Here is a 25,592-nt window from a genome sequence, read left to right as displayed (position 1 = left end):
TCTATTGGCGCGCGTCCGCCGCGACGACCTGCGAGTTCCAGCCTGATAGCGCATCGTTGGGCAGAGCGCTTCCCTTGAATTGCACCTTGGCAACCTGCACATCGCCACCTTTGGAAGGGGCTACAGGCGCTAGCTGCGTAAGCTTGCGTAAATACGCCGTGTCGGCTGCTGCGGTATCCGCTGGCATGTCGCGGGAAGCGATCTGTGTGGATTCTTGATATTTGCCCTGAAGGCCCAGGACCAATGCGAGATTTTGCCGGATCTTGGCTTCGCTAGCACCGGCATCGGCGGCTTGGCGCAACAGCCCCTCGGCCTTATTCGCATCGCCTGTCATAGCGTGGGCAAGCGCAAGGTTGTTAAGCAGTGAAGGGTGATTCTGCTTGAGCGTCAGAGCGCGATCGAAATAGGGTATTGATTCTGCATACTTACCCTGTTTGGCCAGCACCGTACCCCGGGCAGAAATAACGCGCCAATCAGGTTTTGCCGGATCATCGGCGAAGGCCAGCAATTTTTCGGCGACGTTCATCTGGCCAAGATCGAGCGCGAGCCGGCCATATTCACCGGCGAGTTCCCGGCTATCGGCGTGGAACATGCCTGATTGTTGCAGCACGGCGAGGGCTTGCTGCTTGCGGCCCATCGCCTTCAAGTTCTTGGCATAATTTAACGAGACTTCCAGATCGGTGGGAGCTTTGGCGTAACGCTCGCCCCAATAGCCCGTAGCTTCCGCAAGTTCCTTCTCAGTGACGACCCCATCTTGCGCAGGTTTGGGCGCAGGGCGTGTAAAGGCCGTTGCCTCACCCAGTAAATCGGCCCCTGGCATTGCACCGTTCTGAGCGCATCCGCTCACTAAAAGTCCGGCCGCAACGGCGCACAGAATTGAGCCGGTTGGGCGAGGTATGATCAGCCCCCAGGGGTGCACCATGTACTTGATCCTTTGATGAACATCACGCAGATGCGAATCACTGTGCTTGTTCGTCAGGATCTGAGACGCCGGTCAACAAAGGCTTAATTGTACTCGGGGCGAGCATGGCCGCGTCCACATGCCCCTCTGCCATTGCGAGTCGTGCTAAGACTGCGCGCTCGAAACAAACCGCAGTGGTCAGCGGTAAAGGCTCAAACAGAGAAGCCGGAATACCGAGGCTACGAGTTAAGGCTGGAGCACGATTATGAGCGCAAACGAACTTGGCGGGTGGCAAATCCCTGACGTTGATGGGGTTTTTTCGGCGGAAGGTGCCGAGCTCACGCCAGGAACGCCGATTTGGCTGACTTCCGATGATGCTGCGTTACCCGATAAAGTGGCGTCCAATGCGGCTCATGTCCGATGGCTCGAAGCGCAGCGCTTTAAGGGCACCGTGCGGCGCCAAGCGTTGCTTCCGGCGGACAACGGATCACTTGCGGGCGTCGTACTTGGCACAGGAAAAGCCGGCGGCAAACCGGGAGAGCCGTGTGGCCCCGCGGATCTTCTCGTGGGGCAGCTTGCGGCGAGTTTGCCGCCAGGTGACTACGCGCTAGCGGGCACCGGCGAGGCGGATGAACTAGCGGCCATCGCCTGGGGTCTGGGGGCGTATCGCTACCGGCGCTATCGTGGTGGTGAGTTTGATCCCGCACCGCGTCTGCAAATTCCGGTCGGCGCGGACGCTAAAAAGGTGCGCGCGATCGTCGAAGCGGTTTGGTTGGGGCGGGATTTGATCAATACGCCACCCAGCGATTTAGGCCCGGACGAACTGGAAGCAGCCGCACGCGCTCTGGCCACGCGCCACAAAGCTGAAATTTCAACGACCGTTGGAGATGACCTTCTTTCCGCAAACCTGCCGATGATCCACGCCGTTGGTCGTGCAAGTACACGAGCGCCACGGTTGATCGATCTGCGCTGGCAACCGCCCACCGCTGGCTCCGACACACCGTTGATCTGCCTGGTCGGCAAGGGCATCTGCTTCGATACTGGCGGCCTCGACCTCAAACCGGCAGCTGGTATGCTGTTGATGAAGAAGGACATGGGAGGCGCAGCGACTGCCTTGTCCATCGGCCATATGATCATGTCGGCAGGACTCAATATTCGCCTACGCATCCTTATTCCCGCCGCCGAAAACTCTGTTGCAGGCAATGCCTTTCGCCCTAGCGACGTACTCACAAGCCGTTCAGGTCGCACCGTCGAAATCGGAAATACGGACGCCGAGGGGCGACTCGTCCTGGCCGATGCCTTGAGTCTCGCTGACGAAGAGTCGCCGGACCTCACTGTTTCTCTTGCGACTTTGACCGGCGCGGCGCGTGTCGCATTAGGGCCAGATTTGCCGGCATTATTCTGCAATGATGACAGATTTGCCCAATCCGTGTTGGCTCAAGGGCAAGCTTTGGGTGATCCTGTTTGGCGCATGCCGTTCTGGCCGGGTTACGAACGCAACCTCGAAAGCGAAGTTGCCGATATGAATAACGTCTCAGATGGGCCCTTTGCCGGAGCAATCACGGCGGCTCTGTTTCTGAATCGCTTCGTTTCCCGGGCCCGTCGCTATGCCCATATCGATCTGTATGGTTGGCGGCCCTCCGCGCGACCATTGGGACCGAAAGGCGGCGAGCCGCAATCTGCACGTGCTGTGTTTGAAGCTCTTAGACGGGAGACGATCTCGTGAGCACGACGACCACCACCGATTTGGTTGTGAAGCCGGAACCTCAGGTGCCTGCATCCGGTGAGAACATGCTCGATCCTCGTCGCAATGCTTATCGCGAGGATCTTGCGGCGAACAACATACGCAATCTGGTCCAAGCCCCGCGCTACGTCGATGGCGACTGGGCCCAGGTCCGCCACACCAGCGTAATGGTGCGGCGCCATCCGCAGCCGAACGCGCCGGTCGACACAGAAGCGCTGTTTGGCGAAGTGGTCGTCGTCTATGACGTTGCGGATGGTTGGGCGTGGGTGCAACTCGTGCGCGATCGTTATGTGGGCTATGTGCGCGCCGATGCTTTGTCCGAGAACGTCGAATGGCCTACGCACAAGGTCCGTGCGCTTGGCACGTTCATCTATCCCGAACCAGACATCAAATCACCGCCGTTGACCCATCTCAGCCTGAATAGCGGTTTCGCCATTGCCGACATGGACGAACAGTTCTGCAAGCTGAAAACGGGCGGCTACGTAGTTTCGCGGCACGTTGCCGAAGAAGGTGCATTTTCACGCGATTTCGTCGAAGTCGCCGAGCGCTTTATTGGCACGCCTTATCTTTGGGGCGGCCGAACGCGATTGGGAATTGATTGTTCGGGACTGGTTCAATTGTCCCTTGAAGCGGCAGGAATATCCGCTCCGCGCGACAGCGACATGCAGCAGGCGGAACTGGGTGCCAACGTTTTGGTCCCGGAGGATCTTGATGGTCTTCTGCGCGGCGACCTGATTTTCTGGGCAGGCCATGTCGGCATCTTGGTGGACGGCATCATGCTGCTGCATGCCAATGCGCATCACATGGCGGTCACCGTCGAAACATTGCCTGAAGCCGTGGAACGGATAGCCAGAGGCGGTTCGAAGATTACTGCCATCAAACGCCTGACGTCTGTCACGGCCTAAACGCTCACTCAGCCGCGAGCTTTGCCAACAACGTTTCTTCTTCCGCCGTGGTGCGGGCATACTTCGGCCGTGCACGAACGCGCGCAACGTAGCTGCTCAAAACGGGATCCTTAGGAAGCAGCCCGAAGTCGCTTAGGTATCCAACACCCGCGCCAAGCATGACGTCGGCAGCCGTAAAACGCTCGCCCAAGATGTAGGGGCCTGAACCGATAATGTCTTTCAGTCCCTCGATCATCGATTCAAATGTGCCATAGCCGACTTGGCTAGAAGGTCCCGGCTCACGCTTCAACGCACGATCCCCAGCGGCCGGTTCGACACAACCCGAATAGAAGAACAGGGCTCTAAAATAGCGGCCCCGTGCCGGATCATCCGTAGCAGGTGCTAAGCCGGCAGCCGGAAACGCATCAGCGAGATAAGCACAGATTGCTGGGGCCTCGGTAATAACAACCCCCTTGTGAACCACGGTGGGCACCTTGCCCATCGGATTGATGCCCAGGAACTCTGGCGTCTTATGGTCTCCTTTGGCCAGATTCATCAGCTTGAGGTCGTGCGGGACGTCCAGTTCTGCGAACAGCCAACGGATCGCCCCCGATCGGGTTCGCGGGGCATGGTAATGGATTAAATCACTGCTATTCCCATCCATCGTTATCTCCGGCGGCTCATCTACGAAAACTGCGGAGCAAGCTTAATTGTCGCTCAAGGCTTCTTCGTGAACGACTTCAAGATTGAGCGCTGCAGCGAGAAGCGCACGGGTGTAAGCTTCCTTTGGTTCTTTGAAGACCCGCTCGGACGGCCCCTCTTCCACCACTTTCCCGTTGCGCATGACTATGATGTAACTGCACAAAGCCCGAACGACCCGAAGGTCGTGGGATATGAAGAGATACGCGAGATTGCGCCGCTTCTGAAGATCTCGAAGCAGATCAACAATCTGTGCCTGCACGCTCATGTCCAACGCGCTCGTTGGTTCATCGAGCATGACGAACTTCGGTTTGAGCACCATGGCCCGCGCAATCGCGATGCGCTGACGCTGCCCGCCTGAAAACTCGTGTGGGTAGCGGTCCTGGCTGTTTTCATCGAGGCCGACCTCTTCCAGGGCTTGCCCGATACGCTCGCGCCGCTGGTCGTAATTCAAACTCGGCTGTTGAATGAGCAGCCCTTCTTCGATGATTTGGCTCACCGAGAGGCGCGGTGATAATGAGCCGTAGGGGTCCTGGAAAACAATCTGCATGTCTTTACGAAGGGGGCGCATCTGGCGAGAGTTCAGCCCGTCAATCCGTTTGCCAATATACGCTATCGGGCCTTCAGATGAGATGAGCCGCAGCAACGCCAATCCCAAGGTCGTCTTGCCGGACCCTGACTCCCCCACGACACCCAACGTCTGGCCTTCGCGCAGTTTCAGAGACAGCCCATCGACAGCCTTGACGTGGTCAACGGTGCGCCGGAGCAAACCCGACTTAATCGGAAACCAGACCTTGAGGTTGTCCGTCTCTATCACCACCGGAGCACGCTCGTCCGATGGGGCGGGTTCACCTTTGGGTTCGGCGGCGAGCAGTTGCTGCGTGTAAGCGTGTTGCGGATCATTGAACAGAGCTTCGGTAGGGCCCTCTTCTACGATCTTGCCAGACTTCATAACGTAGACGCGCTGGGCCATCTTCCTCACGATCCCAAGGTCGTGGGTGATGAGAAGCAGGGCCATACCCATTTCCCGCGATAGGCTCTTCAGGAGTTCGAGGATCTGGGCTTGAATCGTAACGTCGAGGGCGGTCGTTGGTTCGTCCGCGATCAGGAGGTCTGGCTCGTTAGCTAACGCCATCGCGATCATGACGCGTTGACGTTGGCCACCCGAGAGCTGATGCGGATAAGCGTTGAGTCGTTTTTCCGGTTCGTTGATCCCGACCTTGTGCAGTAGCTCTAGCACGCGGGCACGCACCGCTTTGTCATCCATTCCACGGTGAATCTTGAGGACTTCGCCCACCTGCTTTTCGATCGTGTGCAGCGGATTGAGCGAAGTCATCGGCTCTTGGAAGATGATGGAAATACGGGCACCACGAATGCCATGCATTTCATCTTCGGAGGCAGCCAGCAGGTTCTTGCCGCGAAAGAAGATCTCGCCCGTCGGATGCGATGCTGCCGGGTAAGGCAGGAGGCGAAGAATAGACAGTGCCGACACCGTTTTACCGGAGCCGGATTCTCCAACGAGCGCCACGGCCTCGCCCTTACCAATCTTGAAGGAGACGCGGTCGACGGCGACCTTTGTCTCCTCTCCGGACTTGAAGGCAACGGAGAGGTGGCGGACCTGAACAAGGGTTTCGACGTGGTTCATGTCGTTGGCCACTACCTGAAGGTTTTTCTAGGATCTAAGGCATCGCGCACGGCTTCACCGATGAAGATGAGCAGCGACAGCATGATGGCCAGCGCAAAGAAGCCCGTAAGTCCCAGCCAGGGAGCTTCCAAATGCTTCTTGCCCTGCAAGAGAAGCTCCCCGAGCGAGGCAGAACCCGGTGGTAGTCCCAAGCCCAGGAAGTCCAGCGCGGTCAGCGCCGATATTGATCCGGAAAGTTGGAACGGAAGGAACGTGAGCGTTGCGACCATCGCGTTGGGCAGCATGTGTTTCCACATGATGCTGACGTTCGAGAGCCCAAGCGCACGCGCGGCTGTGATGTATTCGTAGTTTCGGGCCCGCAGAAACTCGGCACGCACCACTCCCACCAGTGACACCCACTGGAACAACAGCAATGTACCAAGAAGCGTCCAGAACCCGGGCACTAGAACCGACGAGATGATCAACAGAACGAACAACGATGGGATCGACGACCAGATCTCCAGCATGCGTTGAAAAATGAGGTCGACTCGGCCACCGAAATAGCCTTGTGCCGCGCCGGCCCCCACGCCAATCGCGGACGATAGGATGGTGAGGATAAGCCCGAAGAGCACTGAAACCCGGAAGCCGTATATGACGCGCGCCAACACGTCTCGCCCTTGGTTGTCGAGCCCCAGCCAGTTTGTATTCCAAATATTATTGAAGCGCGCGAGCTGCTCCGGCGTCGTCTCACACAAGGGTGCGCGCGACGCCCAAGGCGGAGGTGCGGGGTATCCGAGGCAGAGGCCGTCTGGGCCCTGACGGCGCGGATAGTCCCGATTGATGGTGTTGTAGGAATAGCGGATCGGCGGCCACAGCATCCAGCCGTGAGCTTCGATCTCTTCGATGATTACGGGGTCTCGATAGTCGGTGATCGCCAAGAAGCCCCCGAACTTCTCTTCCGGATAGTCGATAAAGATCGGAGCCAGCAACTCGCCTTTGTAGCTGACGAGGATCGGTCGGTCGTTGGCGATGAACTCTGCGAAGAGCGAAATGAAAAACAGGACCAGGAAGAGCCAGAGGCTCCAATACCCGCGTTTGTTGGCTTTGAAGTTCTGCCAACGACGGATGTTGACTGGCGTTGGCTTCAGCCGTCGCGAGATCGGCGCGAACAAGGCGAATGAGCCGCCCGTTGGTGTCGCCGCTGCGACGTCGCGTTCTTCTTCGTTGAGTGCATCCACGGCCTATACCTCCCGGCTTTCGAAATCGATGCGGGGGTCGACCATGGTGTAAACGAAGTCAGAGATGATGTTCACCACCAATCCAAGCAAAGCGAAGATGTAGAGTGTCGCGAACACCACTGGGTAGTCGCGTTTGTCGATGGACTCGAAAGCTAAAAGGCCGAGGCCATCCAAGGAAAAAATCGTTTCGATCAGCAGGCTGCCCGAGAAGAACGCGTGAATGAACGCACCGGGAAAGCCAGCGATGATCAAGAGCATCGCGTTGCGGAAGATATGCCGGTACAGCACCTGATGTTCGCTGAGGCCCTTCGAGCGCGCGGTCAGCACGTATTGCTTTCGGATTTCATCGAGGAACGAGTTCTTGGTCAGGAACGTCATCGTCGTGAAGGCGCCAATCGCCATCGCGATGATTGGCAGCGTCAGGTGCCAGAAATAGTCTAGAATTTTACCCCACAGCGAAAGCTGAGCCCAATTTTCCGAGAACAGCCCCCGCGAAGGGAACCACTGGAAGAATGAGGAACCGGCAAAAAGAACAAGCAGGAGAACGGCAACCAAAAAGCCCGGCACGGCGTAGCCGATGACGAGAACGCCGGAGGTCCAGATGTCAAAGGGTTCGCCGTCTTTCACAGCCTTACGGATGCCGAGAGGAATGGAAATCAGATACGTCAGCAGCGTCATCCAGATGCCAAGCGAGATCGATACCGGTAGCTTTTCAGCAATCAGATCCAGCACAGGTACATCGCGGAAATAGCTGTTCCCGAAATCAAACCTCAGATAGTTCCACATCATCATCAGAAAGCGTTCATGCGCGGGCTTGTCGAAGCCGAACTGCTTCTCAAGGCTCTTGACGAATTCGGGATCTAACCCCTGCGCACCGCGATATTTCGATGAAACGCTTTCCGAGGAACCGTGCCCCGTCTGGGTGCTGCTGGCGCCACCCAACCCATCTCCGCCGGTTCCCGAGATGCGCGAGGTCATCGACACATCCGTTCCAGTCAATTGCGCAATCACCCGTTCGACTGGCCCGCCAGGAGCGAACTGGATGATGACAAAGCTAATGAACATGATCCCGAACATCGTCGGCAGGATCAGAGCGATGCGTTTGAGAAGATATGCGCCCATCGTCTGTGATGCTGTCCTTCGAATGAGGGTTGGAGTTATTTGCGCTGCAGCTTGGCAGCTTTCTCGGCGTCATACCACCACGTTGCGATAACGCCTCGATCGTATTTCGGTTTGATTTTGGGCCACGAGTATTTGTCCCAGAAGGCTAGGTTGTGTTCGGCCTTGTACCAGTGCGGGACCCAATAATGATTGGCGCGCATGACCCGGTCCATGGCTCGCGTCGCCGCAACCAAATCTGCCCGCGACTTGGCGGTGAGCGCTCTGTCGATCATCGCATCGACAACCGGATTGGCTATGCCCGCGAGATTGGGCGTTCCTTTGGTTTCAGCGGCTTGGGAGCCCCAGTAGTTCTTGATTTCGACGCCCGGCGTGAGCCGCAAGACAAGACGTTGTGTCGTTATATCGAAATCGTAGTCCTCGATACGCCGCTGATATTGCGAGCCGTCCACTAAGCGCGTGGACGTATTGATCCCCAGCAGTTTCAGATTTTCGGCATAAGGGCCGATGATCCGCAAAAACGCTTCCGAGAATGTCAGGAATTCAATTTCCAGCGGTTCACCCTTGGCATTACGGCGGACACCACCCTGGAGCTTCCATCCGGCTTCATCGAGCAATGCCGCGGCCTGCCGCAAAAGCTTGCGGTCCTTACCCGATCCGTCACTGACGGGTGGGACGTAAGCCTCCTGGAACACCTCGGGCGGAAGCTGGGCTCGGTAGGGTTCAAGGAGATCGAGCTCCGCAGGGCCTGGCGGTCCAGACGCCTTCATGTCCGAGTTCTCGAAGTAACTCGTGGTGCGTTTGTAAAGATTGTAAAACAGGTTGTTGTTGGCCCACTCGAAATCGAAGGCCAGTGCTATTGCATGTCTGGTTCGCGGGTCGGAAAATTTGCTCCGTCGCGTATTGAAGAAGAAGCCCTGCGTGCCGGAAGGCCGGCTGTCTTCCGGCGACATGCGTATGATCTTGCCCTCTCGCACGGCGGGAACATCATAAGCCGTTGCCCAGCTAACGCTCGTAAACTCTTCGCGTAAATCGAAAGAGCCGTTGAGAAGAGATTCAAGCTCCGCTTGCCGGTCGCGATAATACTCGTAGCGCAGTTCACCGAAATTGTACTGCCCGCGATTGACGGGCAGATCTTTGGCCCAATAGTCCTCGCGCCGTATGTACGTGACGAATGTACCGGCCTTGAACGGACCGATCTTGTAGGGGCCCGAGCCAAGCGGCGGTTTGAGCGTCGTTTGGTCGAAGGGTTGTGTCTCGTAGTATGCCTTTGAAAAGATTGGCAGCGCCGCGACTGTCATGGGCAGATCGCGCGTGAGTTCGCCTTGGAACGTGTACTTGACCGTCAGCGGATCGAGAGCCTCTGCCTTCGTAACGTCGCGCAGGCTGATGCGGTAGCTGGGATGCCCTAGCTTGGTCAGCGCTTCGAAGGAGTACACAACGTCTTCGGCCCGGACAGGGGAGCCATCGGTGAACTTTGCTTCTTCGCGAAGATGGAAAACCACCGAGAGATTATCGTCGGCGACCTCGGCGGATTTCGCTACCAGTCCATAAACGGCGTCGGGTTCATCAAGGGCACGCGCCATCAAGCTATCGAACAGGTATTCGAGCCCTTGCGCCGGATCGCCCTTCAAAATGTATCCATTGAAGCTGTCAAAGGTGACGCGCGCGGCCGTGCCGATCATGGCAAGGCGCCCCCCCTTCGGAGCGTCGGGATTGACGTAGTCGAAGTGTTTGAAATCAGGCGGATACTTGAGCTGGTCGAAGGCGGATAGTCCATGGGTCGGACCGCTGGCGCGGGCCGGTTCCGCAACCGCGGTCCCAATCACCGCGATCAGAATGGCGAAGCTTACCCACGTGCTGTGCCGCCCAGGTCGCCTCCAGTTTGCCCTCATCCGTTCACCTCTTCCTGTGCCCGTGTCCTGGTTTGGAGATAACGATCTTCACATGCCGCGTTGCGAGGCCAGAGCCTTCGCCTTGTCGGCATCGACCCACCAATTTGTGGTCGCAGCCGGGAACTGGGAGGGAAGCACCTCAGGTCGTCCGAATATGTCCCAGAAAGCAACGCGGTCGAAGGGGTAATGCCACTGCGGCACAACGTAGTAGTTCCACAGCAAAACACGATCAATCGCGCGCGTCGCGGCGACAACCTCTTCACGGTCTTTGGCCTGAACCAAATCCTCGATTAGCTCATCAAGGGCCGGATTCTTGATCCCAATGATATTGCGGCTACCGTTCTTATCGGCCGCAGCTGAGCCCCAATATTCACGTTGCTCATTGCCCGGAGAGTGCGACTGCGGGAAGGACGCGACAACAACGTCAAAATCAAACTCCTCAAGCCGTCGCGTGTACTGCGTTGAGTCAACGAGACGAACTCGGGCATCGATACCCAACTTTTTCAGATCGTCGATATAGGGCAGCAGCACCCGCTCAAAGTCAGGGCTGACGATGAGGAACTCAACGGAGAGCTTATCGCCTTTGGCGTTGGTAAGAACTCCGCCGTTCGTTTGCCACCCGGCCTCCTTCAGCAGCTTAGAGGCAGCACGCAAGTGGTTCCGATGGGCCGTAGCGTCTGGTGACGATGGCATTTTCCATTCTTGCGTGAATACTTCCGGAGGAACCTTGTCTCGAACCTTTTCAAGAATTTCCAGCTCACGCCCCGTCGGTAGTCCGGTCGCTTTCAGCTCCGAATTATCGAAGTAGCTGCTAACGCGAACATACATCTCGTAGAACAGCGACTTGTTCATCGCTTCAAAGTTGAACGCGAGATTGAACGCTTGGCGGACACGTGGGTCTTGGAACTGCGCTCTGCGCAGGTTGAATGCGAACGCTTGCATCGGTGCGACGCGTTTGTGCGGCAGAGCCTCTTTCTTGATCTGCCCGTTCTTGACAGCGTCGACGTTGTACTGAGTGGCCCAGGCGTTGGCACTGGACTCCGTCCAAAGATCTATCTGCCCTGCCTTAAAGGCTTCGAAGGCCGGTACGCGATCCCGGAAGTAGATGTAGCGGATCTCGTTAAAGTTATTGAGGCCGCGCGCTACGGGCAGATCCTTGGCCCAATAGTCGTCGACCCGTTCGAACGCGACCTGACGACCGGCATCGACCGATTTGATTCGATAGGGGCCGGAGCCCAAGGGAGCTTCGAGCGTAGACTTGGTAATGTCGCGGGGCTGTCCGTTCGCTTGCTTGCCTTCCCAGAAGTGCTTGGGAAGCACGTAAAGCTGCCCAAGGATCTGGGGCAACTCGCGGTTGCCTTTCATATCGAAGCGGAAGGTGACCTCGTGATCTCCGGTCTTCTCCGCACTCGTGACGTTTTTGTAGTAGAGCGCGAACAATGGATTGGCCGCTTTTAAGGCCTCCAGACTGAAAATCACGTCCTCTGGTGTGATAGGCTGGCCGTCATGAAAACGCGCGCCCTCACGCAGCTTGAATGTGGCGGAAGAATAATCTTCCGGGTATGAGACCCATTCAGCGACCAAACCGTATTCGGTTGATGGCTCATCAAGACTTGTCGCCATCAGCGTGTCGTAGACCAGCCCGGCAACGCCATCCGCAGTCTCTCCCTTGATGCTGAAAGGATTAAGGGTGTCGAAGGATCCTAGGGAAGCACGGCGCACCGTCCCACCTTTAGGGGCATCGGGATTCGCCCAGTCGAAGTGCTTGAAGTCTGGCCCGAATTTCGGTTCGCCAACCAGGGACAGCGCGTGGTGATGAGCATCCTGAGCGGACACGTCGAGCGAGAGAGGGCCTGAGATCAGGGCCATGAAGGCTGCTGAGATCGCAATCGACTTCGAAATCCAGGTCATGGCCGTCATATGCGCTTCGGCTCCATGTGTTTGATTCGGCGACATGCGCCCCGAGACTCAGTATCTCCGTAGTCTGTCCATACAGATCTACACCTGCTGTAACGGTGGAGAGCGCCGAGGGCGAGTTAAGTCTTCTTAAGGTTCGCCACATTTGGCCAGATGTTTAAGGCTCAAAGAAGCACCTTGGTCTCAAAATAATCATAACAGAACGGCCCCGCTGGCAAAGCAGCGAGGCCGCATTAATAGACCGTATGACGTACAATCGGCGGATGCCGAACGTCATTGGGATCGTTACTTCAGGCTATTCAGGTAAGCCAGAAGGTTGGTGAGGGTTTTTTCATCCGAAACACCCGGAAACACCATCTTGGTTCCCGAAACAAAACTTTTAGGCTTGTGCAGGAAATGCGCGAGATCTTCCAGCGTCCAATCGCCGCCCTTTTCCTTCAAAGCAGCCGAATAAGTGAAGCCTTCGTGGCTCGCTTTCGGCCGTCCGACGATGCCCCAGAGGTCCGGACCAACCTTATTGGGGCCACCCTTTTCGGCGGAGTGGCAGGACATGCATTTCTTGAAGGTCGCTTCGCCGTCCGCAACATCGCCAGCGGGTGCATCTGCCGCGACTTTGGCAAAATCGAACGCTGGAGCAGCTGGTTCAGCCGCTCCGCCACCAGCTTCTTCAGGCGCAGGAGCGGGCAAAGTATAGCCCACAATGGCGTGCTCGCCGTGGTCACCGCCGTGTCCTTGGCTCAACTCAATCAGTGTCTTGCCACCAAAAATCAGTAATAGCGCCGTCAGTACGGCCCCCGCGATCTTGCTCAGCTCAAATGAGTCCATCGATAAACAACCCTGCTGTAGAAGGCCCTTGCCCCGGCGTCAGGACCGACCGACGGGCGCGCCAGCCAGCCTTTGGATTCGGCCGTCACTATAGGAATTCCGCCTGTGCTTGCAACACGGCTTGCCTACCTATAACAGCGTTGTCTCCGAGACTATTTGTCACCATTGCTCCTTGTGACCCGTGAAAGGCCCTATGTCCACCAGCACTTTGATCGTAATTCCGGCTCGCATGCAGGCCTCGCGGTTGCCAGGCAAACCGATGGCTGACATCGCTGGCGAACCCATGATCGTCCACGTCTGGCGGCGGGCTCATGCCGCGGGCCTTGGGCGCGTTGTTGTTGCCACCGACAGCGAAGAGATACGCGACGCAATTCGCTCAGTCGGCGGCGAAGCGGTCATGACGCGCGCTGATCACGCATCAGGTTCTGATCGGGTGTATGAGGCAATCAACAAGGTCGATCCGGACAGCGAAGCCGAGTACATCGTTAATTTGCAGGGCGATCTGCCAACGTTGGAGCCGCACCTCGTTGACGCGTGTATAGCGCCGTTGCGCAGCAAGGGGCCGCACATCGTGACCCTGGCTGCCGAGATCAGCGAGGAGGCCGAACGCGACAACCCCAACGTCGTTAAGGTGGTCGCAACGCCGGTCGGATCACCTAACTTGCTGCGAGCACTATATTTTACCCGAGCGGTGGCTCCCTATGGGGAGGGTCCTTTCTATCATCATATCGGTATCTACGCTTATCGCCGTTCGGCGCTAGAACGTTTTGTGGCTCTGCGGCCTTCGCCGTTAGAGCAGCGCGAACGCTTGGAACAATTGCGAGCCCTCGAAGATGGCATGCGCATAGATGTCGCGATCGTTGACACGGTTCCGCTCGGTGTCGATACTCCCGCCGACTTGGAACGTGCACGCCAGCTTTTGAACAATCGTGCGGCCGATATCGCGGCGCGTGGGTCTTAATGTTTCGCGCCGCCCGCTCCAGTCTGTCTTTATTCCTACTTCCAGCTACGTTTGAACATGGCCCCAACTGAAAAGCCTGCGCACTCCGCGCAAAACGAGGATAAACCAGCCTCGGCACGCGTTGCATTCCAAGGTGAGCCAGGGGCCAATTCGCACCTTGCTTGCAGCGAAGTCTTCCCAAACTTCCAGGCCGTGGCCTGCCCGACGTTTGAAGAGGCCTTGGTCTGCGTCAAGAACGGTGACGCGGCTTACGCGATGATTCCGATCGAGAACTCGGTCGCTGGACGCGTTGCCGACATCCATCACCTTTTACCTGGTGCGGATCTCTATATCGTCGGTGAGCACTTTCTGCGTGTGCGTCATCAGTTGATGGCAAAGCCGGGTGCCAAGCTGTCGGACATCGAGAAGGTTCTGAGCCACACGCATGCGCTGGGTCAGTGTCGCAAGACATTGAAAAACTTGGGGCTCCGCCCGGTTCCGGAGGCGGACACCGCCGGGTCAGCGCGTATCGTATCCGAGTCTTCCGAGAAGGGGCTTGCAGCTATAGCCACGACGCTGGCTTCTGAAATCTACGGTCTCGAAATCCTGAAGAGCGACATCGAGGACGAGGTTCACAACACGACGCGGTTCGTCATCCTCTCGCGTGATCCCGATGATGCCGAACCGGAAGACAGCCCTGTGGTTACGACATTCATCTTCCGGGTCCGCAACGTGCCGGCCGCCCTTTATAAAGCGCTGGGCGGCTTTGCCACCAATGGCGTCAATATGACGAAGCTCGAGAGCTATCAGCTTGAAGGTTCTTTCAACGCGACAATGTTTTACGCGGACATTGAGGGCCATCCAGCGGATCGCATGGTGCAGCTCGCGCTTGAGGAGCTGTCGTTCTTTTCAAGCGAGGTAAAGTTGCTGGGCACCTACAAAGCGAGCCCATATCGCGCCGAGGTGGCAGCACAACAAAACGGTCCGGTGACGCTACATCAGCCGGGGTAACATCGGCAGGACGTATCCGGATGGGGAGGAAAAAACGCGATGCCACGTCTTGAAGGGAAGATAGCTGTCGTCACCGGAGCCGCCTCTGGCTTCGGACGGGCTATAGCTGAACGCTACGCCGAGGAAGGCTGTAAGGTTGTAGTCTCTGACCTTAACGGAGAAGGTGCTGAAAGCGTTGCACGCGCGATCGGATCATCAGCGCTCGCAACGCGAACGGATGTCACCCAACGCGCAGATGTCGAAGCCATGGTTGCTGCCGCTGTCGAGGCTTTTGGTGGCCTCGACATCATGGTCAATAACGCCGGTTTTACGCATCGAAATCAGCCCGCGCTAAATGTGACGGAAGACGACTTCGATCGCGTCTACGCCGTCAACGTCAAAGCGATCTACCTCTCGACACTAGCCAGTGTTCCACACATGGAGCGGCGTGGAGGCGGTGTCATTATCAACACTGCGTCAACCGCCGGCGTACGGCCGAGGCCCGGTCTCACTTGGTACAATGGTTCGAAAGGTGCAGCGATTACCCTGACCAAGTCGCTAGCGGCCGAGCTTGCCCCAAAAAACATACGCGTGAACGCCATCAATCCGGTGATGGGCGAAACGGGCATGCTGGAACAGTTTATGGGGGTGCCGGACACACCCGAGAACCGCGCGAAATTTGTTTCAACGATCCCGTTAGGCCGGATGTCTAAGCCTTCAGACATCGCCAATGCTGCGGTCTTCCTCGCCGAGCCAGCCTCTGAATTCATCACCGGAGTTGCCATGGAAGTCGATGGCGGCCGCTGCGTCTGAACGCGCTCGTTTGAGAGAACCGTACCGACGCAGCACACGCGGCTGTCATCCCGGGGCTTGTCCCCGGGATCCAACGTTCATCGAGCACCAGCGGGTTCTCATTAGGAAATCGATCGTACCCTACGCCGCGGGCGCAAATGTCTTTACGCCTTGTCCCCGACAAGGCGCTTGATCTTCGCCTCGCGCGTCGCTCCGTCTTCCTGCCAGCTCAGCGTCGATTGTAGCGCGCCATTGGCATCGAACAGGAAGACCGTCGCCGTGTGGTTCATCGTGTAGTCACCGCCCTCTTGCGGTACCTTTTCGTAAAAGGCGCGATAAAGCTTTCCGACCTTGGCGATCTGCTCTGGCGTGCCGGTCAACCCGATGATCCGTGGGTCGAACGAAGACATGTACTGGGCCATCAGCTCTGGCGTGTCGCGCTCAGGATCAACCGAAACGAACAGCACCTTGAGATCCTTTGTGGCAGATCCGATTGATTCAAGATGCTTGGTAATTTCAAGCAAAGTCGTCGGACAAATATCGGGGCAGTGGGTGAAGCCGAAAAACAGAATATAGGGGTGGCCTTTCAACTCGGAGCTTGAGAAGGTTTCTCCGTTCGCCCGTGTCAATGTGAAGTCGCCGCCAAGTCGCTTGGCCCCCGGCAGCTCAGCGCCTTGACGCACTGCCTGCTGCGCCTCTCCTAAGAGTATCGCACCGCCTACAATTGCCGCAAGAGCGACGGCGCCCCAAAGCACGAGTCTGAGTTTCTGAAGAGACGACTTGCCCGCCATCGATCTGTTGATCTCCGTTCGGTGAAAATAGGTTGGTCTAAGCGCGGCGCGGTCTTTATGCGGTCGCGTTTACAAACCGTGAGATAAGCAGGTGTGCCATCGTTTGCGAGCCTGGCAGCCACAATCCGTCGGGGTGCTTACCCGCCAACATTTGCGCTGCCTCGGACCGCGTAAACCAGCGTGCTTCGGCAACTTCACGCGTATTGACCTTGAGGTCGATGGATGGTGCACGCGCCATGCAACCCAGCATGAGCGAATGCGGAAAAGGCCAGGGCTGCGCGCTGACCAGTTCGACGTCGGTAACGTCCAAGCCGACTTCTTCCAAGGTTTCACGCCGTACGGCGTACTCAATGTCGTCACCCGGTTCGACGTAGCCGGCGATGGTGGAGAACATCTTGTCTGGAAAGCGCTCTTCATGAGCGAGCACGATGCGTTCGCCATCGTTGACCGCCATGATCACCACCGGATCCATGCGCGGAAACACTTCGTGTTTGCAGGCCCAGCACCGCCGTTTCCAGCCGCCATCCTTGTTCGACATCGAGCCGCCGCAACGTCCGCAGCAGCGGTTGTTATCGTGCCAGTTCGCAAGTGAGATGGCTTGCGAAACCAGCGACAACTCCTCTGGCTTCATGGTGCCTTGCGCGGCGAGAGAGCGTAGATCCACGATCGGAGTGAGAAGCTCCTTTGCCACGGGAGCATTGCGTGCGTAGTGCTCAGTTGTCGCAACGGCAAAGTGCCCGGCGCCGCTTTTTGGATCGATGCCCATGAAAATGGCCTCATGCACGGCCAGCCCCATATCGGCGATTTGCTTTCCAGAAAACCACCGGATCGAGGCCTTTGTACGCTCCGCATCCGACACAACCACGGGCTTGCCATTGGCCATGACGAGGAAACGGACATTATCGGCGCCCAGCAGCCCGTCAATGTACTCGCGGTCTGAGCGTCTGTCGCTCGCCCGGTCGAGTCCGGTTGCAGGTCCGAGTGTTGGGGTCATCCGGGTCTCCCTCCTAATGGCCACGGCGTCATGAGCGCCGAGCCCGGCCGCGGTTGGCCGTTTGGCATTCTTTGCCGATCCTTATATCGTCGAGATAACGGGGAGTTGCCAATATTGCAACGGAGAGCGAAGCTTCCCTCGCGAGACAATCGGCTCGGCGCACAGTAGACTGACACTTTATCTGGATTTGTGGGACGATGCACCCTTGCATACAGAAGCCCAACCCGTCATATAGCAGATGGGCTGGCGGCGGACGCATCCCTCGCCAACCGGGTCAGGTCGGGAACGAAGCAGCCCTAACGATTAGGACGCGGGTCGTCCGCCAGCCTTAAATCTCCCTTTGCGGTCGCGTTCTCCACAAGCGCCAGGGCACGTGTGACTTTTGGCGACGTGACGCCGGTACGTGCATCGCGATCATTCAGCGGCTAAACTCCCGCGCGATGACGCAAAAGAAAACCGGCATTATGGCAAGCGACGGCACTCCAGCATCGGAAACGGCGACCAAACCCTACGTGGTGTTGGCCCGTAAGTACCGTCCGCAGACGTTTGACGACCTGATTGGGCAGGATGCCATGGTCGCGACCCTGAGCAATGCTTTTGAGCAGGGCCGGATCGCGCAAGGCTATATGCTGACCGGTGTCCGCGGGGTTGGTAAGACCACGACGGCGCGCATCATCGCCCGGGCGCTCAACTTCGAAGTTGACGGCGTCAGCAAGCCAACGGTCCGGTTACCGACCGACCCTGCGGCGTTCGGCCGCCACTGTCGGGAGATTATGGAAAGCCGGCATGCCGACGTCATTGAAATGGATGCGGCGTCGAATACCGGCATCGACAACGTACGCGAGATCATTGAAAGCGCCCGTTACCGGCCACTGGTCGCGCGCTACAAAGTCTACATCATCGACGAAGTCCACATGCTTTCGAAGGCTGCCTTCAACGCGTTGTTGAAGACGCTCGAAGAACCCCCGGAGCATGTGAAGTTCATCTTCGCGACGACCGAAATCCGCAAAGTACCGGTTACAGTGCTCTCTCGTTGTCAGCGGTTCGATCTGCGCCGCGTCGACGTGCCCCAACTCAGTCAGCACTTCAAAAAGATCACCAAGGAAGAGGGGGCGAGCGCTGAAGATGAGGCGCTTATGCTTATCGCTCGGGCTGCAGGGGGATCGGTTCGCGATGGCCTGTCGATTCTCGACCAGGCGATAGCGTTCACCAACGGTGAGGTGAAGGCGGCCGACGTCCGTGCCATGTTGGGCTTGGCGGACCGTGGTCGGATCTTCGACCTTCTTGATCTGTTATTCGCCGGGCGCGCTGGAGATGCGATCAACGCATTATCGGCCTTGCACCGCGATGGGGCCGAGCCCGTTCAGGTGCTCACCGATCTCTCCGAGGCTGTGCATCTGGCGACGCGGATTAAAGCGGTGGGCGCAGAAGCCGCGCGCGATGCCCTTTCGGCGGAAGAACAACGGCGTGCCGGCAGCGTGGCCGAGCGACTTTCAGTGCCGCTTTTGTCTCGCGCTTGGCAAATGCTTCTCAAGGGCATCGAAGAAGTCGGACGCGCGCCAAGCCCGATTGCCGCCGCCGAAATGGTGCTGATCCGAATGGCTTACACCGCGGATCTGCCTGGGCCTGAGGAGGTTATCAAGGCGCTGGGCGGAGAGAGCGTGCCGGCACGCCGTGCAGCCCCGGCGCCCGCAACAGCCGATGCAGCCGCGCCGCGGAGCCAATCAGATTATGGCGATAGAGCACCCGCGATCCCCTCGGCCGCGACCGGCGGCACTGACCAAGGGTTCGTGGGCGAGGACCCAGGTTTCGCAGGAGGCGGGCTCGATGAGAGCTGGCTGGAGTCTGCCGAAGGTTTTTCCGACGAGTTCGATACCGATGATCCGGCAATTGCCTCGGACCTGATGCCCGTTAGCGGCGGATTGCGTCCCGATCCCGGCTCGTTCGAGGAAGCTCTTGATATCATAGGTCAACATCGTGATCTGAAGCTCAAGGTTTTCCTGGAAGAGCACGTCAGTCTCGTGAAATTCGACAGAGCCACGCACAGCATCGAGTTACATCTGCTCCAGGGTGCGCCACCAACGATCGCCAACGAATTACGCGAGCGGCTCAACCAGTGGACCAGTCATCACTGGATGGTAGCGCTTTCAAAATCGCCGGGCGCTCCACCCGTTGCCGTGGTGCGGCGAGAACGGCAAGCTGCGGAACTCGAAAGACTTAAAGCACACCCGACCGTAGCAGCGGCATTGCGGGCTTTCCCCGATGCGGAGATCGCCGCAGTCCGGCCAATTGACGGTGCGACGGATGAAGACGACGACACGGGCACGCGCACCGGTTGACCCCACGTAACTTAAGGAACCTCAAATGAAAGATCTAATGGGCATGATGGGCAAAGTTCGGGAGATGCAAACCCGGATGCAGGAGGTCCAGGCCGAACTTTCTGAAATGGAGATCGAGGGCCGGTCCGGCGCGGGGATGGTCCAAGTCGTCTTGAACGGCAAAGGCGACATGCAGCGGATCAAGATTGATCCAAGTCTCGCTAAGCCCGAAGAGACCGACATCCTTGAAGATCTGATTGTGGCAGCCTTCCAGGACGCGAGATCGAAAGTCGAAGCGACAGTGCAAGAGAAGATGGCCTCTGTAACAGGAGGCCTGCCGTTGCCTCCAGGCTTGAAGCTTTTCTAGGCTCTACGGCTTCGCACACCGTGTCACCGAGCGAAGTCTCAATTTTAGATCGTTCGATGCGCCGAAATCCGCTTTGGCGCATCGCGATACTGATGGCCCTCCTGTTTGCGATATCTGCTGTGGGCCAAAGCAATCCGAGCTTCGCACAAAGCCTTGTAGGCGGTGAGGCGAAAACCGAGGCAATTGTAATCCTCGTCCCGGCAGACCTTTCGGAAGCCGTTGACCTTCCCGCCACCTCATCCGGACATCGTCCGACCGCCCGAACGCTCGGATCGGCATTAAAGCTTGCGAGAACGCTGCGGCGGCAATCTGCCGAGCCCGTCTCCATCGTTATCGAGTTGAGCGCCGGTGTTCATCGGCTCAAGGAGCCAATCGAACTTACGTCCGATGACGGAGGCACCGATGCGGCCCCATTGATCATACGCGGAACAAGCTCCGGCACCGCGACCCTGCGCGGCAGCGTTGTCCTCGAGCTGACGAGCCTGCCGTCCAGTCATCTCACGAAGTTGACGGACAAAGCCCGGGCCGCCGTCCAAGCCTATCGGCTCCCGGAGTTCGTCCGCAGCGCCACCCGCGTCGATGTCCCGCGTGTCCATGATCGGCTGCCGGATCTGATCCCCTTCGAGGTTTTCGACGCGGCAGGTCCGCTGATCCCGGCACGATGGCCCAATGAAGGATTTGCTCCGGCAACCAGCCTGTCTGTCGACGGATCGGGCACAAAGTTCGCATTGAAGGGCGCCAATTATTCAGCCTGGGCGGACGAGCCGGACCTCTGGGCCAATGGCAACTTCCGCTGGAACTGGAATTATCAGACGATCCCGATTGTCCGGGCAGCACCCGCGGACGCTGCCCTCGAACTCGCGGCTCCTCCGCAATTCGGATTTGGCTCCGATTTTCGAATTTTCATCTCGCACGCGTTATCCGAACTCGACATGCCTGGAGAGTGGTACCGCGATCGGGACACGGGAACGCTCGTAGTCTGGCCGCGCCCCGAAGGAGGACCCCCGCTTGAGATATCTCTCGCACCGCACCTGTTTGAAATACTCGGTGCGCGAAACATCCAGATTGAAAATCTCGCGTTAGAGCGCGTGCGTGGAAGCGCGATCAAAATTGAAGGCGGCGCCAACATCGCAATTCGAGACGTCACCATCCGCGATACGGGTGGCGTTGCGGCAAGCATCAACAACGCAAGAGAGAGCGGCATCGAGAGCTGCAACATCGCGCGCACTGGCGAAGGCGGTGTGGTCCTGAGCGGCGGCGACAGGCCGAGCCTTACACCTGCGAACCTTTATGTGCGCGATTGTCGTATTCGGGATTTTTCCCGATTGGGGCGCATGTACCGGCCAGGCATTCGGCTTGATGGCGTCGGCAACACCGCGCGCGGCAATTACCTTTCTGATGCACCGCACACAGCCATCTCATTTTCCGGCAACGACCACCTGATCGAACTCAACGAGATCACCTCAGTCCTCACGGATACCTCCGATGCCGGTGCGATAGATACGGGACGTGATTGGACTGGGCGGGGCACCATCATACGCAATAACTTCCTGCATGATCTCCGTGGTCAGGGGGAGGGCTTCGAGGTCAAGGGCGTTTATCTCGACGACTTCACCAGCGGCACCACTGTGGAAGGCAACGTATTCCTGCGCGTCGAGCAGCCCGTGTTCATCGGCGGTGGCCGCGACAACGTTGTGCGCAAGAATGTGATGATCAACTCAGAGCCGGGCGTGCACATCGATGGACGCGGCATGACGTGGAATGGCGAGCTGGTCTGGAATACGGACCGTGAGTTGCGGCAACGGCTAGCCGCGATGCCCATCAGCTCGGCACGCTGGATGAAGCGCTATCCGCATCTGGCGGATATTCTCAGCGATGATCCCGCTCGCCCAAAGCGCAATACCGCTGAAGGCAATCTCTTTGTCTCAGGCGTTCCATACCGGATTTATCCCGAGGTCGAAGAGTCCGGGCAGGCCCTCCAACAACCGTTGACGCCGTCTGAAATAGGCGTGTCATCCCCTGCAAAATCACGCCTGGATGCTCTCAAGACTGCACGCGATATCCCAACCATTCTCGGAGAGGATATATTGAGCGCCGCACAACTGCAGGGCCTTCCCTACGACCGGATGGATCGCGGAATCATCTTGCCGCAAATTAATGCGGATGAGGGTTCAACCCGCTAACGGATCTACAACCCGTTTCCTGTAAAGCATGACGACAGGCGGAGTGTTGTGTGCCGGTGATCACCCTGGGATAGTGAGCTGCTGGGCACGCCTCGCACTGCCAGGAAGCACCTTTTTCTCAAACGCGAACCGTCCGGACCCATGTCCCTTGCTATCGTCACAGGCTCAGTTGCGCCTTACACCCATCGGCTCTACGAGGCATATGCGGAAGCCTCAGGCGAAGAGGTAACGGTCCTAGCGTGCGCCGCGATCGAACCGCAGCGCGCCTGGCAGATTCCGGAAGCGAAACACTACAAGCTCGAGGTTTTGTCGGGATGGCGCCGTCACGCCAGCTACACGAGCCATGCGTACTTCAATCCGTCTGTGATCACGGCGCTGCGGCGTTTGAAGCCTGACATCAGCATCCTGTGGGGTGGCTTCTCTCCAACGATGGCGCTCGCCGCCGGATATGCTCGTGCGACTGGGATACCCTACGGCGTCGCCACCGATGGCGCACTCGCAACAGATCCCGGCGAGACTTCTCGGGTGCATGGCCTCATGCGGCGTCTTCTGGTGCCATCGGCATCATTCGGTGTTTGTGCGAGCCAAGCCAGCGTAGATCTGCTCGCGCGTTGGGGCTTGTCGCGTGAGCGCGCTGTCGTCGTCCCTATCGTCGTGGCTTGGGACAGTCCGGTGGAAAAATTGAGCTATGAAGAGCGCCCCTTCGATATTCTGTTTGCCGGCGCGCTTAACGAGCACATCAAGGGAGCGCTTTTTTTTGCAGACGTAATCGATTGCTGCCGCCGGAAGGGCCTGACTCCCAAAGTTCGGATTGTCGGGGATGGCCCGCTCCGCGATGAGCTACAATCACGATTGACCCGATCCGGTGTCACAGCCCAATTTGATGGATATCTTCAAGCCGATGCGTTGCCCGCCGCATACGCGTCCGCAAAACTTTTGATGTTTCCATCGCGTGGCGACACGTGGGGCTTGGTCGCCAATGAAGCCGTCCTTTGCGGAACGCCCGTTATCGGCTCGCCGCACGCCGTCTCATCTCAAGAACTGATTGAGCCATTCGGTGTCGGTCTCGTTCGCCCGCTCGATATCGAAGCGTGGGCATGTGCAGCTACCGATATCCTCTCATCGCCGGAACGATGGGCGCGGTTCTCGCGCGATCGCGAAGATGCTGTGCGCTGGTTCAGCTTGGAGAAGTCTCTCGCGGAATTTACGCGCGCTGTTTCATTCGCGCGCCGTCTTCCCGGCCTCGCCGCCAACGTTGAACAAGCGACCTGAGCCTTGGTTTAATCGACAGGACCCAGGGCAGTTGTTGAACACTTTCGTTGGTCATGACCACGCGATACCAGATGTCTTTCGCGGGTCGCTCGCTATTGTGCCGCGCATGTACGAGGAAAATGCCTCGGTGATCGCTCGAACGGATCGCGGCGAGCGCTTCTGGGGTGGCGTCGTCTTCGTGCCCCCACGGAAACGAAAAACCACGAACCGTTCGGCCGGACATCTCTTCCAGCTCGTCTTTTGCGCTGACAATTTCCGAGTTGAGCTCACGGGCGTCGAGGGCTCTGCATCGCACGTGTGAGCGCGTGTGGTTTCCGATCTCTATGCCAAAGTCCGCAAGGCGTTTGAGGTCGTCAGGCTCAAGAAAAAGACCGAGGTCGCGATGAAGCTGCGCTTGAGTTTGGCCCAGCTTTGCAAGGATCACCGCACTCATGTCCTGCAACTCGGTAGGGGCGAGCCGCGAGGCATAGCCACCGATCAAGTCTAAGAGCGTTTCAGCTTCGAAGCGCCCGTTCGAAACGAGACGGCTCAAGTCGTCGATCCCCCACTGTGCGGCACTTAACGCCAACATGTTCTCGGGTGGCACGAACGCATCGCGAATCGGCCTAGCATTGGCGAACATGACAGCCGGCAGCCTCCGTTCGGCAAGCATAGGCGCGGCATTGGTTAGTACCGACCGGTAAGCATCGTCGAACGTAATCAATAAGGGCCGTTCAGGAAGTTCGCCTGCAAGGACGGCATCAAGCCCAACGACGTTGTAACGAGAGGTGAAATAATCGAGATGCTCGGCAAAGGTGGTGGGAGTCGTTGTGATCCCAAGTCCGGCTGTCGCAGCGCTCTCGCGGGCGGCGATATCGTGATAGCACACGCACGTCAGTGCAGGTCGTCGCGCGGATTTCATGAAGCAACTCCCGCAATTCTACACTTTTTATTCTGAGCAGCAGTGACAAGCCGTGCGTAAGTTGAGGTCATGAGATCACAAACGGCAGGCTCGCTATACTCTCGTTCAAAGATCTCGCGCGCCCGCTGACCCATTCCAGCTAAGGTGTCAGGAGCAGAGAGCGCGGCAAGCACCTCGGTCTGCATGTCGATGGGATCACCTGGCGCAAACAGGTGACCCGTTTCGCCGTGTCGAACAATCTCAGCCAGACTGCCGATGCGTGAGGCCAGAACCGGAAGACCAGACGCGTAGGCTTCCGCGATAACCATCGGAAAGTTCTCGTAATAGATGGACGGGATGATGAGGAACTGTGCCCGTGCCATTTCCCGCCGCACCTCATCGGACCCGATCCGCCCGACAAATGTGATGTTTTCCCTCGCCTGCGTTTCCAGCTCTTCGCGCAGCGGCCCGTCGCCGCAAATCCTAAGAGGAACATCAATACCGGCCCAAGCAGCGACCAGATCGCGGACACCCTTTTCCTCGCTTAGCCGCCCGACGAATAGCGCACCATTCCGCGAGCCGTGAGACGCCGGTCCTGGATCAATGGCGAAATTGGGTTTTACGACAATACGCTCTGCGGGAAGCCCCGCGGCGATGAACCGGCTCTTGGCGAAGTCGCTCAGCGCAAAATAGAGGTCGACTTTCTTCGACCACGTCCCTGCGCGCTGGTGGCTGTCGATCATATGCGCGACGGCCAGCGATCCGAGGAGTGAACCGCGATAGCACCGATGTCGTACGGCCCAATAGGGTGAGCCGCCCAGACATTTCTCGCAGACTTTATTATCGCGAAGAAAGAATCCGCCGGCGCAACTGACGCGAAAATTATGGAGCGTCTGTACGACAGGCACCCCAGCCTCCGCACACGCATCGTATACGGCGGGTGTCAGCAAGGGAAAGACGTTGTGGACCTGAACGATGTCAGGCTGAAACGTGGCAATCCTCTCTGCCATCCATTCACGGCCGGCAGGATTATAGCTGACGCGGCGCGCAGTCGCGAGCTTCGCCATCGTTCCGGAAATAGAGTCGTTGGAGATCGTCTCCAGTTGAACGCTATGACCTGCCCTGCGCAGCATAGCGCACTCGTTCTCGGCGACGATGTCTTCGCCGCCGAGTTGCTGGTATTGGTTATGGGCAATCAACACCCGCATGCTTGCGTCCG

Annotated in this window: 21 protein-coding genes and 1 other RNA gene; 10 read left to right on the top strand and 12 right to left on the bottom strand. The window is 58.1% G+C overall.

The window, feature by feature from the left end:
• Window position 1 precedes the first annotated feature (1 nt).
• Complete coding sequence (locus BLS30_RS01620; RefSeq protein WP_052743804.1) at window positions 2-820, bottom strand: tetratricopeptide repeat protein; 819 nt, start codon at window positions 818-820, stop codon at window positions 2-4.
• 346 nt (window positions 821-1,166) lie between these two features.
• Between BLS30_RS01620 and BLS30_RS01615 the strand changes: the two genes are divergently transcribed.
• Together BLS30_RS01615 and BLS30_RS01610 are read left to right on the top strand one after the other, a co-directional pair.
• A complete protein-coding gene (locus tag BLS30_RS01615) occupies window positions 1,167-2,627 on the top strand; it encodes a leucyl aminopeptidase family protein (protein ID WP_052743805.1) in 1,461 nt (486 codons plus the stop codon).
• Window positions 2,624-3,550, top strand: coding sequence for a C40 family peptidase (locus BLS30_RS01610; protein WP_342027528.1), 927 nt, complete (start codon window positions 2,624-2,626; stop codon window positions 3,548-3,550). Before BLS30_RS01615 ends, BLS30_RS01610 begins: the two co-directional genes overlap by 4 nt.
• A 4-nt stretch (window positions 3,551-3,554) precedes the next feature.
• On the opposite strand, the gene BLS30_RS01605 is transcribed toward BLS30_RS01610, so the two are convergent.
• The 7 genes from BLS30_RS01605 to BLS30_RS01575 form a co-directional block, all read right to left on the bottom strand.
• Complete coding sequence (locus BLS30_RS01605; protein WP_046478034.1) at window positions 3,555-4,193, bottom strand: glutathione S-transferase family protein; 639 nt, start codon at window positions 4,191-4,193, stop codon at window positions 3,555-3,557.
• 42 nt (window positions 4,194-4,235) lie between these two features.
• Window positions 4,236-5,873 carry an ABC transporter ATP-binding protein gene (locus BLS30_RS01600; RefSeq protein ID WP_046480176.1) on the bottom strand — a complete coding sequence of 546 codons (1,638 nt, stop codon included), beginning with the start codon at window positions 5,871-5,873 and terminating at the stop codon, window positions 4,236-4,238.
• Window positions 5,874-5,884: 11 nt separating this feature from the next.
• Window positions 5,885-7,024, bottom strand: coding sequence for an ABC transporter permease (locus BLS30_RS01595; RefSeq protein ID WP_046480177.1), 1,140 nt, complete (start codon window positions 7,022-7,024; stop codon window positions 5,885-5,887).
• A 69-nt stretch (window positions 7,025-7,093) separates the two neighbouring features.
• The gene (locus BLS30_RS01590) at window positions 7,094-8,212 is read right to left on the bottom strand and encodes a microcin C ABC transporter permease YejB (RefSeq protein WP_046478035.1); all 1,119 of its coding nucleotides are present in this window, start codon (window positions 8,210-8,212) and stop codon (window positions 7,094-7,096) included.
• 35 nt (window positions 8,213-8,247) lie between these two features.
• On the bottom strand, window positions 8,248-10,104 hold the full coding sequence (locus BLS30_RS01585; RefSeq protein WP_090226142.1) for an extracellular solute-binding protein: 1,857 nt from the start codon (window positions 10,102-10,104) through the stop codon (window positions 8,248-8,250).
• Window positions 10,105-10,152: 48 nt separating this feature from the next.
• Window positions 10,153-12,060 (bottom strand): extracellular solute-binding protein, encoded by a 1,908-nt coding sequence (locus BLS30_RS01580; RefSeq protein ID WP_090226139.1) that lies wholly within the window; start codon window positions 12,058-12,060, stop codon window positions 10,153-10,155.
• A 246-nt stretch (window positions 12,061-12,306) separates the two neighbouring features.
• Complete coding sequence (locus BLS30_RS01575) at window positions 12,307-12,846, bottom strand: c-type cytochrome (protein WP_046478036.1); 540 nt, start codon at window positions 12,844-12,846, stop codon at window positions 12,307-12,309.
• Between the two features lie 193 nt (window positions 12,847-13,039).
• Between BLS30_RS01575 and BLS30_RS01570 the strand changes: the two genes are divergently transcribed.
• From BLS30_RS01570 to BLS30_RS01560, 3 genes are read left to right on the top strand one after another with little or no spacing between them, the layout of a single operon-like run.
• Window positions 13,040-13,807 carry a 3-deoxy-manno-octulosonate cytidylyltransferase gene (locus tag BLS30_RS01570; RefSeq protein WP_046478037.1) on the top strand — a complete coding sequence of 256 codons (768 nt, stop codon included), beginning with the start codon at window positions 13,040-13,042 and terminating at the stop codon, window positions 13,805-13,807.
• Between the two features lie 57 nt (window positions 13,808-13,864).
• Window positions 13,865-14,797: a prephenate dehydratase gene (locus BLS30_RS01565; RefSeq protein WP_090226136.1), complete on the top strand. Its 933-nt coding sequence runs from the start codon at window positions 13,865-13,867 to the stop codon at window positions 14,795-14,797.
• 39 nt (window positions 14,798-14,836) lie between these two features.
• The gene (locus tag BLS30_RS01560; protein ID WP_090226133.1) at window positions 14,837-15,589 is read left to right on the top strand and encodes a glucose 1-dehydrogenase; all 753 of its coding nucleotides are present in this window, start codon (window positions 14,837-14,839) and stop codon (window positions 15,587-15,589) included.
• A 143-nt stretch (window positions 15,590-15,732) separates the two neighbouring features.
• Here the strand turns inward: BLS30_RS01560 and BLS30_RS01555 are convergent, their stop codons facing one another.
• Window positions 15,733-16,359, bottom strand: coding sequence for an SCO family protein (locus BLS30_RS01555; RefSeq protein ID WP_046478040.1), 627 nt, complete (start codon window positions 16,357-16,359; stop codon window positions 15,733-15,735).
• A gap of 55 nt (window positions 16,360-16,414) precedes the next feature.
• Window positions 16,415-17,353, bottom strand: coding sequence for an NAD(+) diphosphatase (nudC, locus tag BLS30_RS01550; RefSeq protein WP_090226130.1), 939 nt, complete (start codon window positions 17,351-17,353; stop codon window positions 16,415-16,417).
• A gap of 238 nt (window positions 17,354-17,591) precedes the next feature.
• Between nudC and ffs the strand changes: the two genes are divergently transcribed.
• The 5 genes from ffs to BLS30_RS18205 all read left to right on the top strand — a co-directional run bounded on the left by ffs (window position 17,592) and on the right by BLS30_RS18205 (window position 23,493).
• Window positions 17,592-17,687: signal recognition particle sRNA small type (gene ffs, locus BLS30_RS01545), an RNA gene on the top strand.
• Window positions 17,688-17,793: 106 nt separating this feature from the next.
• A complete protein-coding gene (locus BLS30_RS01540) occupies window positions 17,794-19,692 on the top strand; it encodes a DNA polymerase III subunit gamma/tau (protein WP_090226128.1) in 1,899 nt (632 codons plus the stop codon).
• 25 nt (window positions 19,693-19,717) lie between these two features.
• Window positions 19,718-20,038 (top strand): YbaB/EbfC family nucleoid-associated protein, encoded by a 321-nt coding sequence (locus BLS30_RS01535; RefSeq protein ID WP_090226125.1) that lies wholly within the window; start codon window positions 19,718-19,720, stop codon window positions 20,036-20,038.
• A gap of 56 nt (window positions 20,039-20,094) precedes the next feature.
• On the top strand, window positions 20,095-22,221 hold the full coding sequence (locus BLS30_RS01530; protein ID WP_090226122.1) for a right-handed parallel beta-helix repeat-containing protein: 2,127 nt from the start codon (window positions 20,095-20,097) through the stop codon (window positions 22,219-22,221).
• A gap of 141 nt (window positions 22,222-22,362) precedes the next feature.
• A complete protein-coding gene (locus BLS30_RS18205; protein ID WP_046478044.1) occupies window positions 22,363-23,493 on the top strand; it encodes a glycosyltransferase family 4 protein in 1,131 nt (376 codons plus the stop codon).
• On the opposite strand, the gene BLS30_RS01520 is transcribed toward BLS30_RS18205, so the two are convergent.
• On the bottom strand, window positions 23,426-24,394 hold the full coding sequence (locus BLS30_RS01520; protein ID WP_090226120.1) for a polysaccharide deacetylase family protein: 969 nt from the start codon (window positions 24,392-24,394) through the stop codon (window positions 23,426-23,428). The genes BLS30_RS18205 and BLS30_RS01520 overlap by 68 nt on opposite strands.
• Window positions 24,391-25,581, bottom strand: coding sequence for a glycosyltransferase (locus BLS30_RS01515; RefSeq protein ID WP_090226117.1), 1,191 nt, complete (start codon window positions 25,579-25,581; stop codon window positions 24,391-24,393). Before BLS30_RS01515 ends, BLS30_RS01520 begins: the two co-directional genes overlap by 4 nt.
• Between the last annotated feature and the right edge of the window lie 11 nt (window positions 25,582-25,592).

Source organism: Filomicrobium insigne (assembly GCF_900104305.1).
Taxonomy (GTDB): Bacteria; Pseudomonadota; Alphaproteobacteria; order Rhizobiales; family Hyphomicrobiaceae; genus Filomicrobium; species Filomicrobium insigne.
Note: the sequence above shows the minus strand (reverse complement) of the source record. Positions and strands in the feature narration are given on the sequence as shown.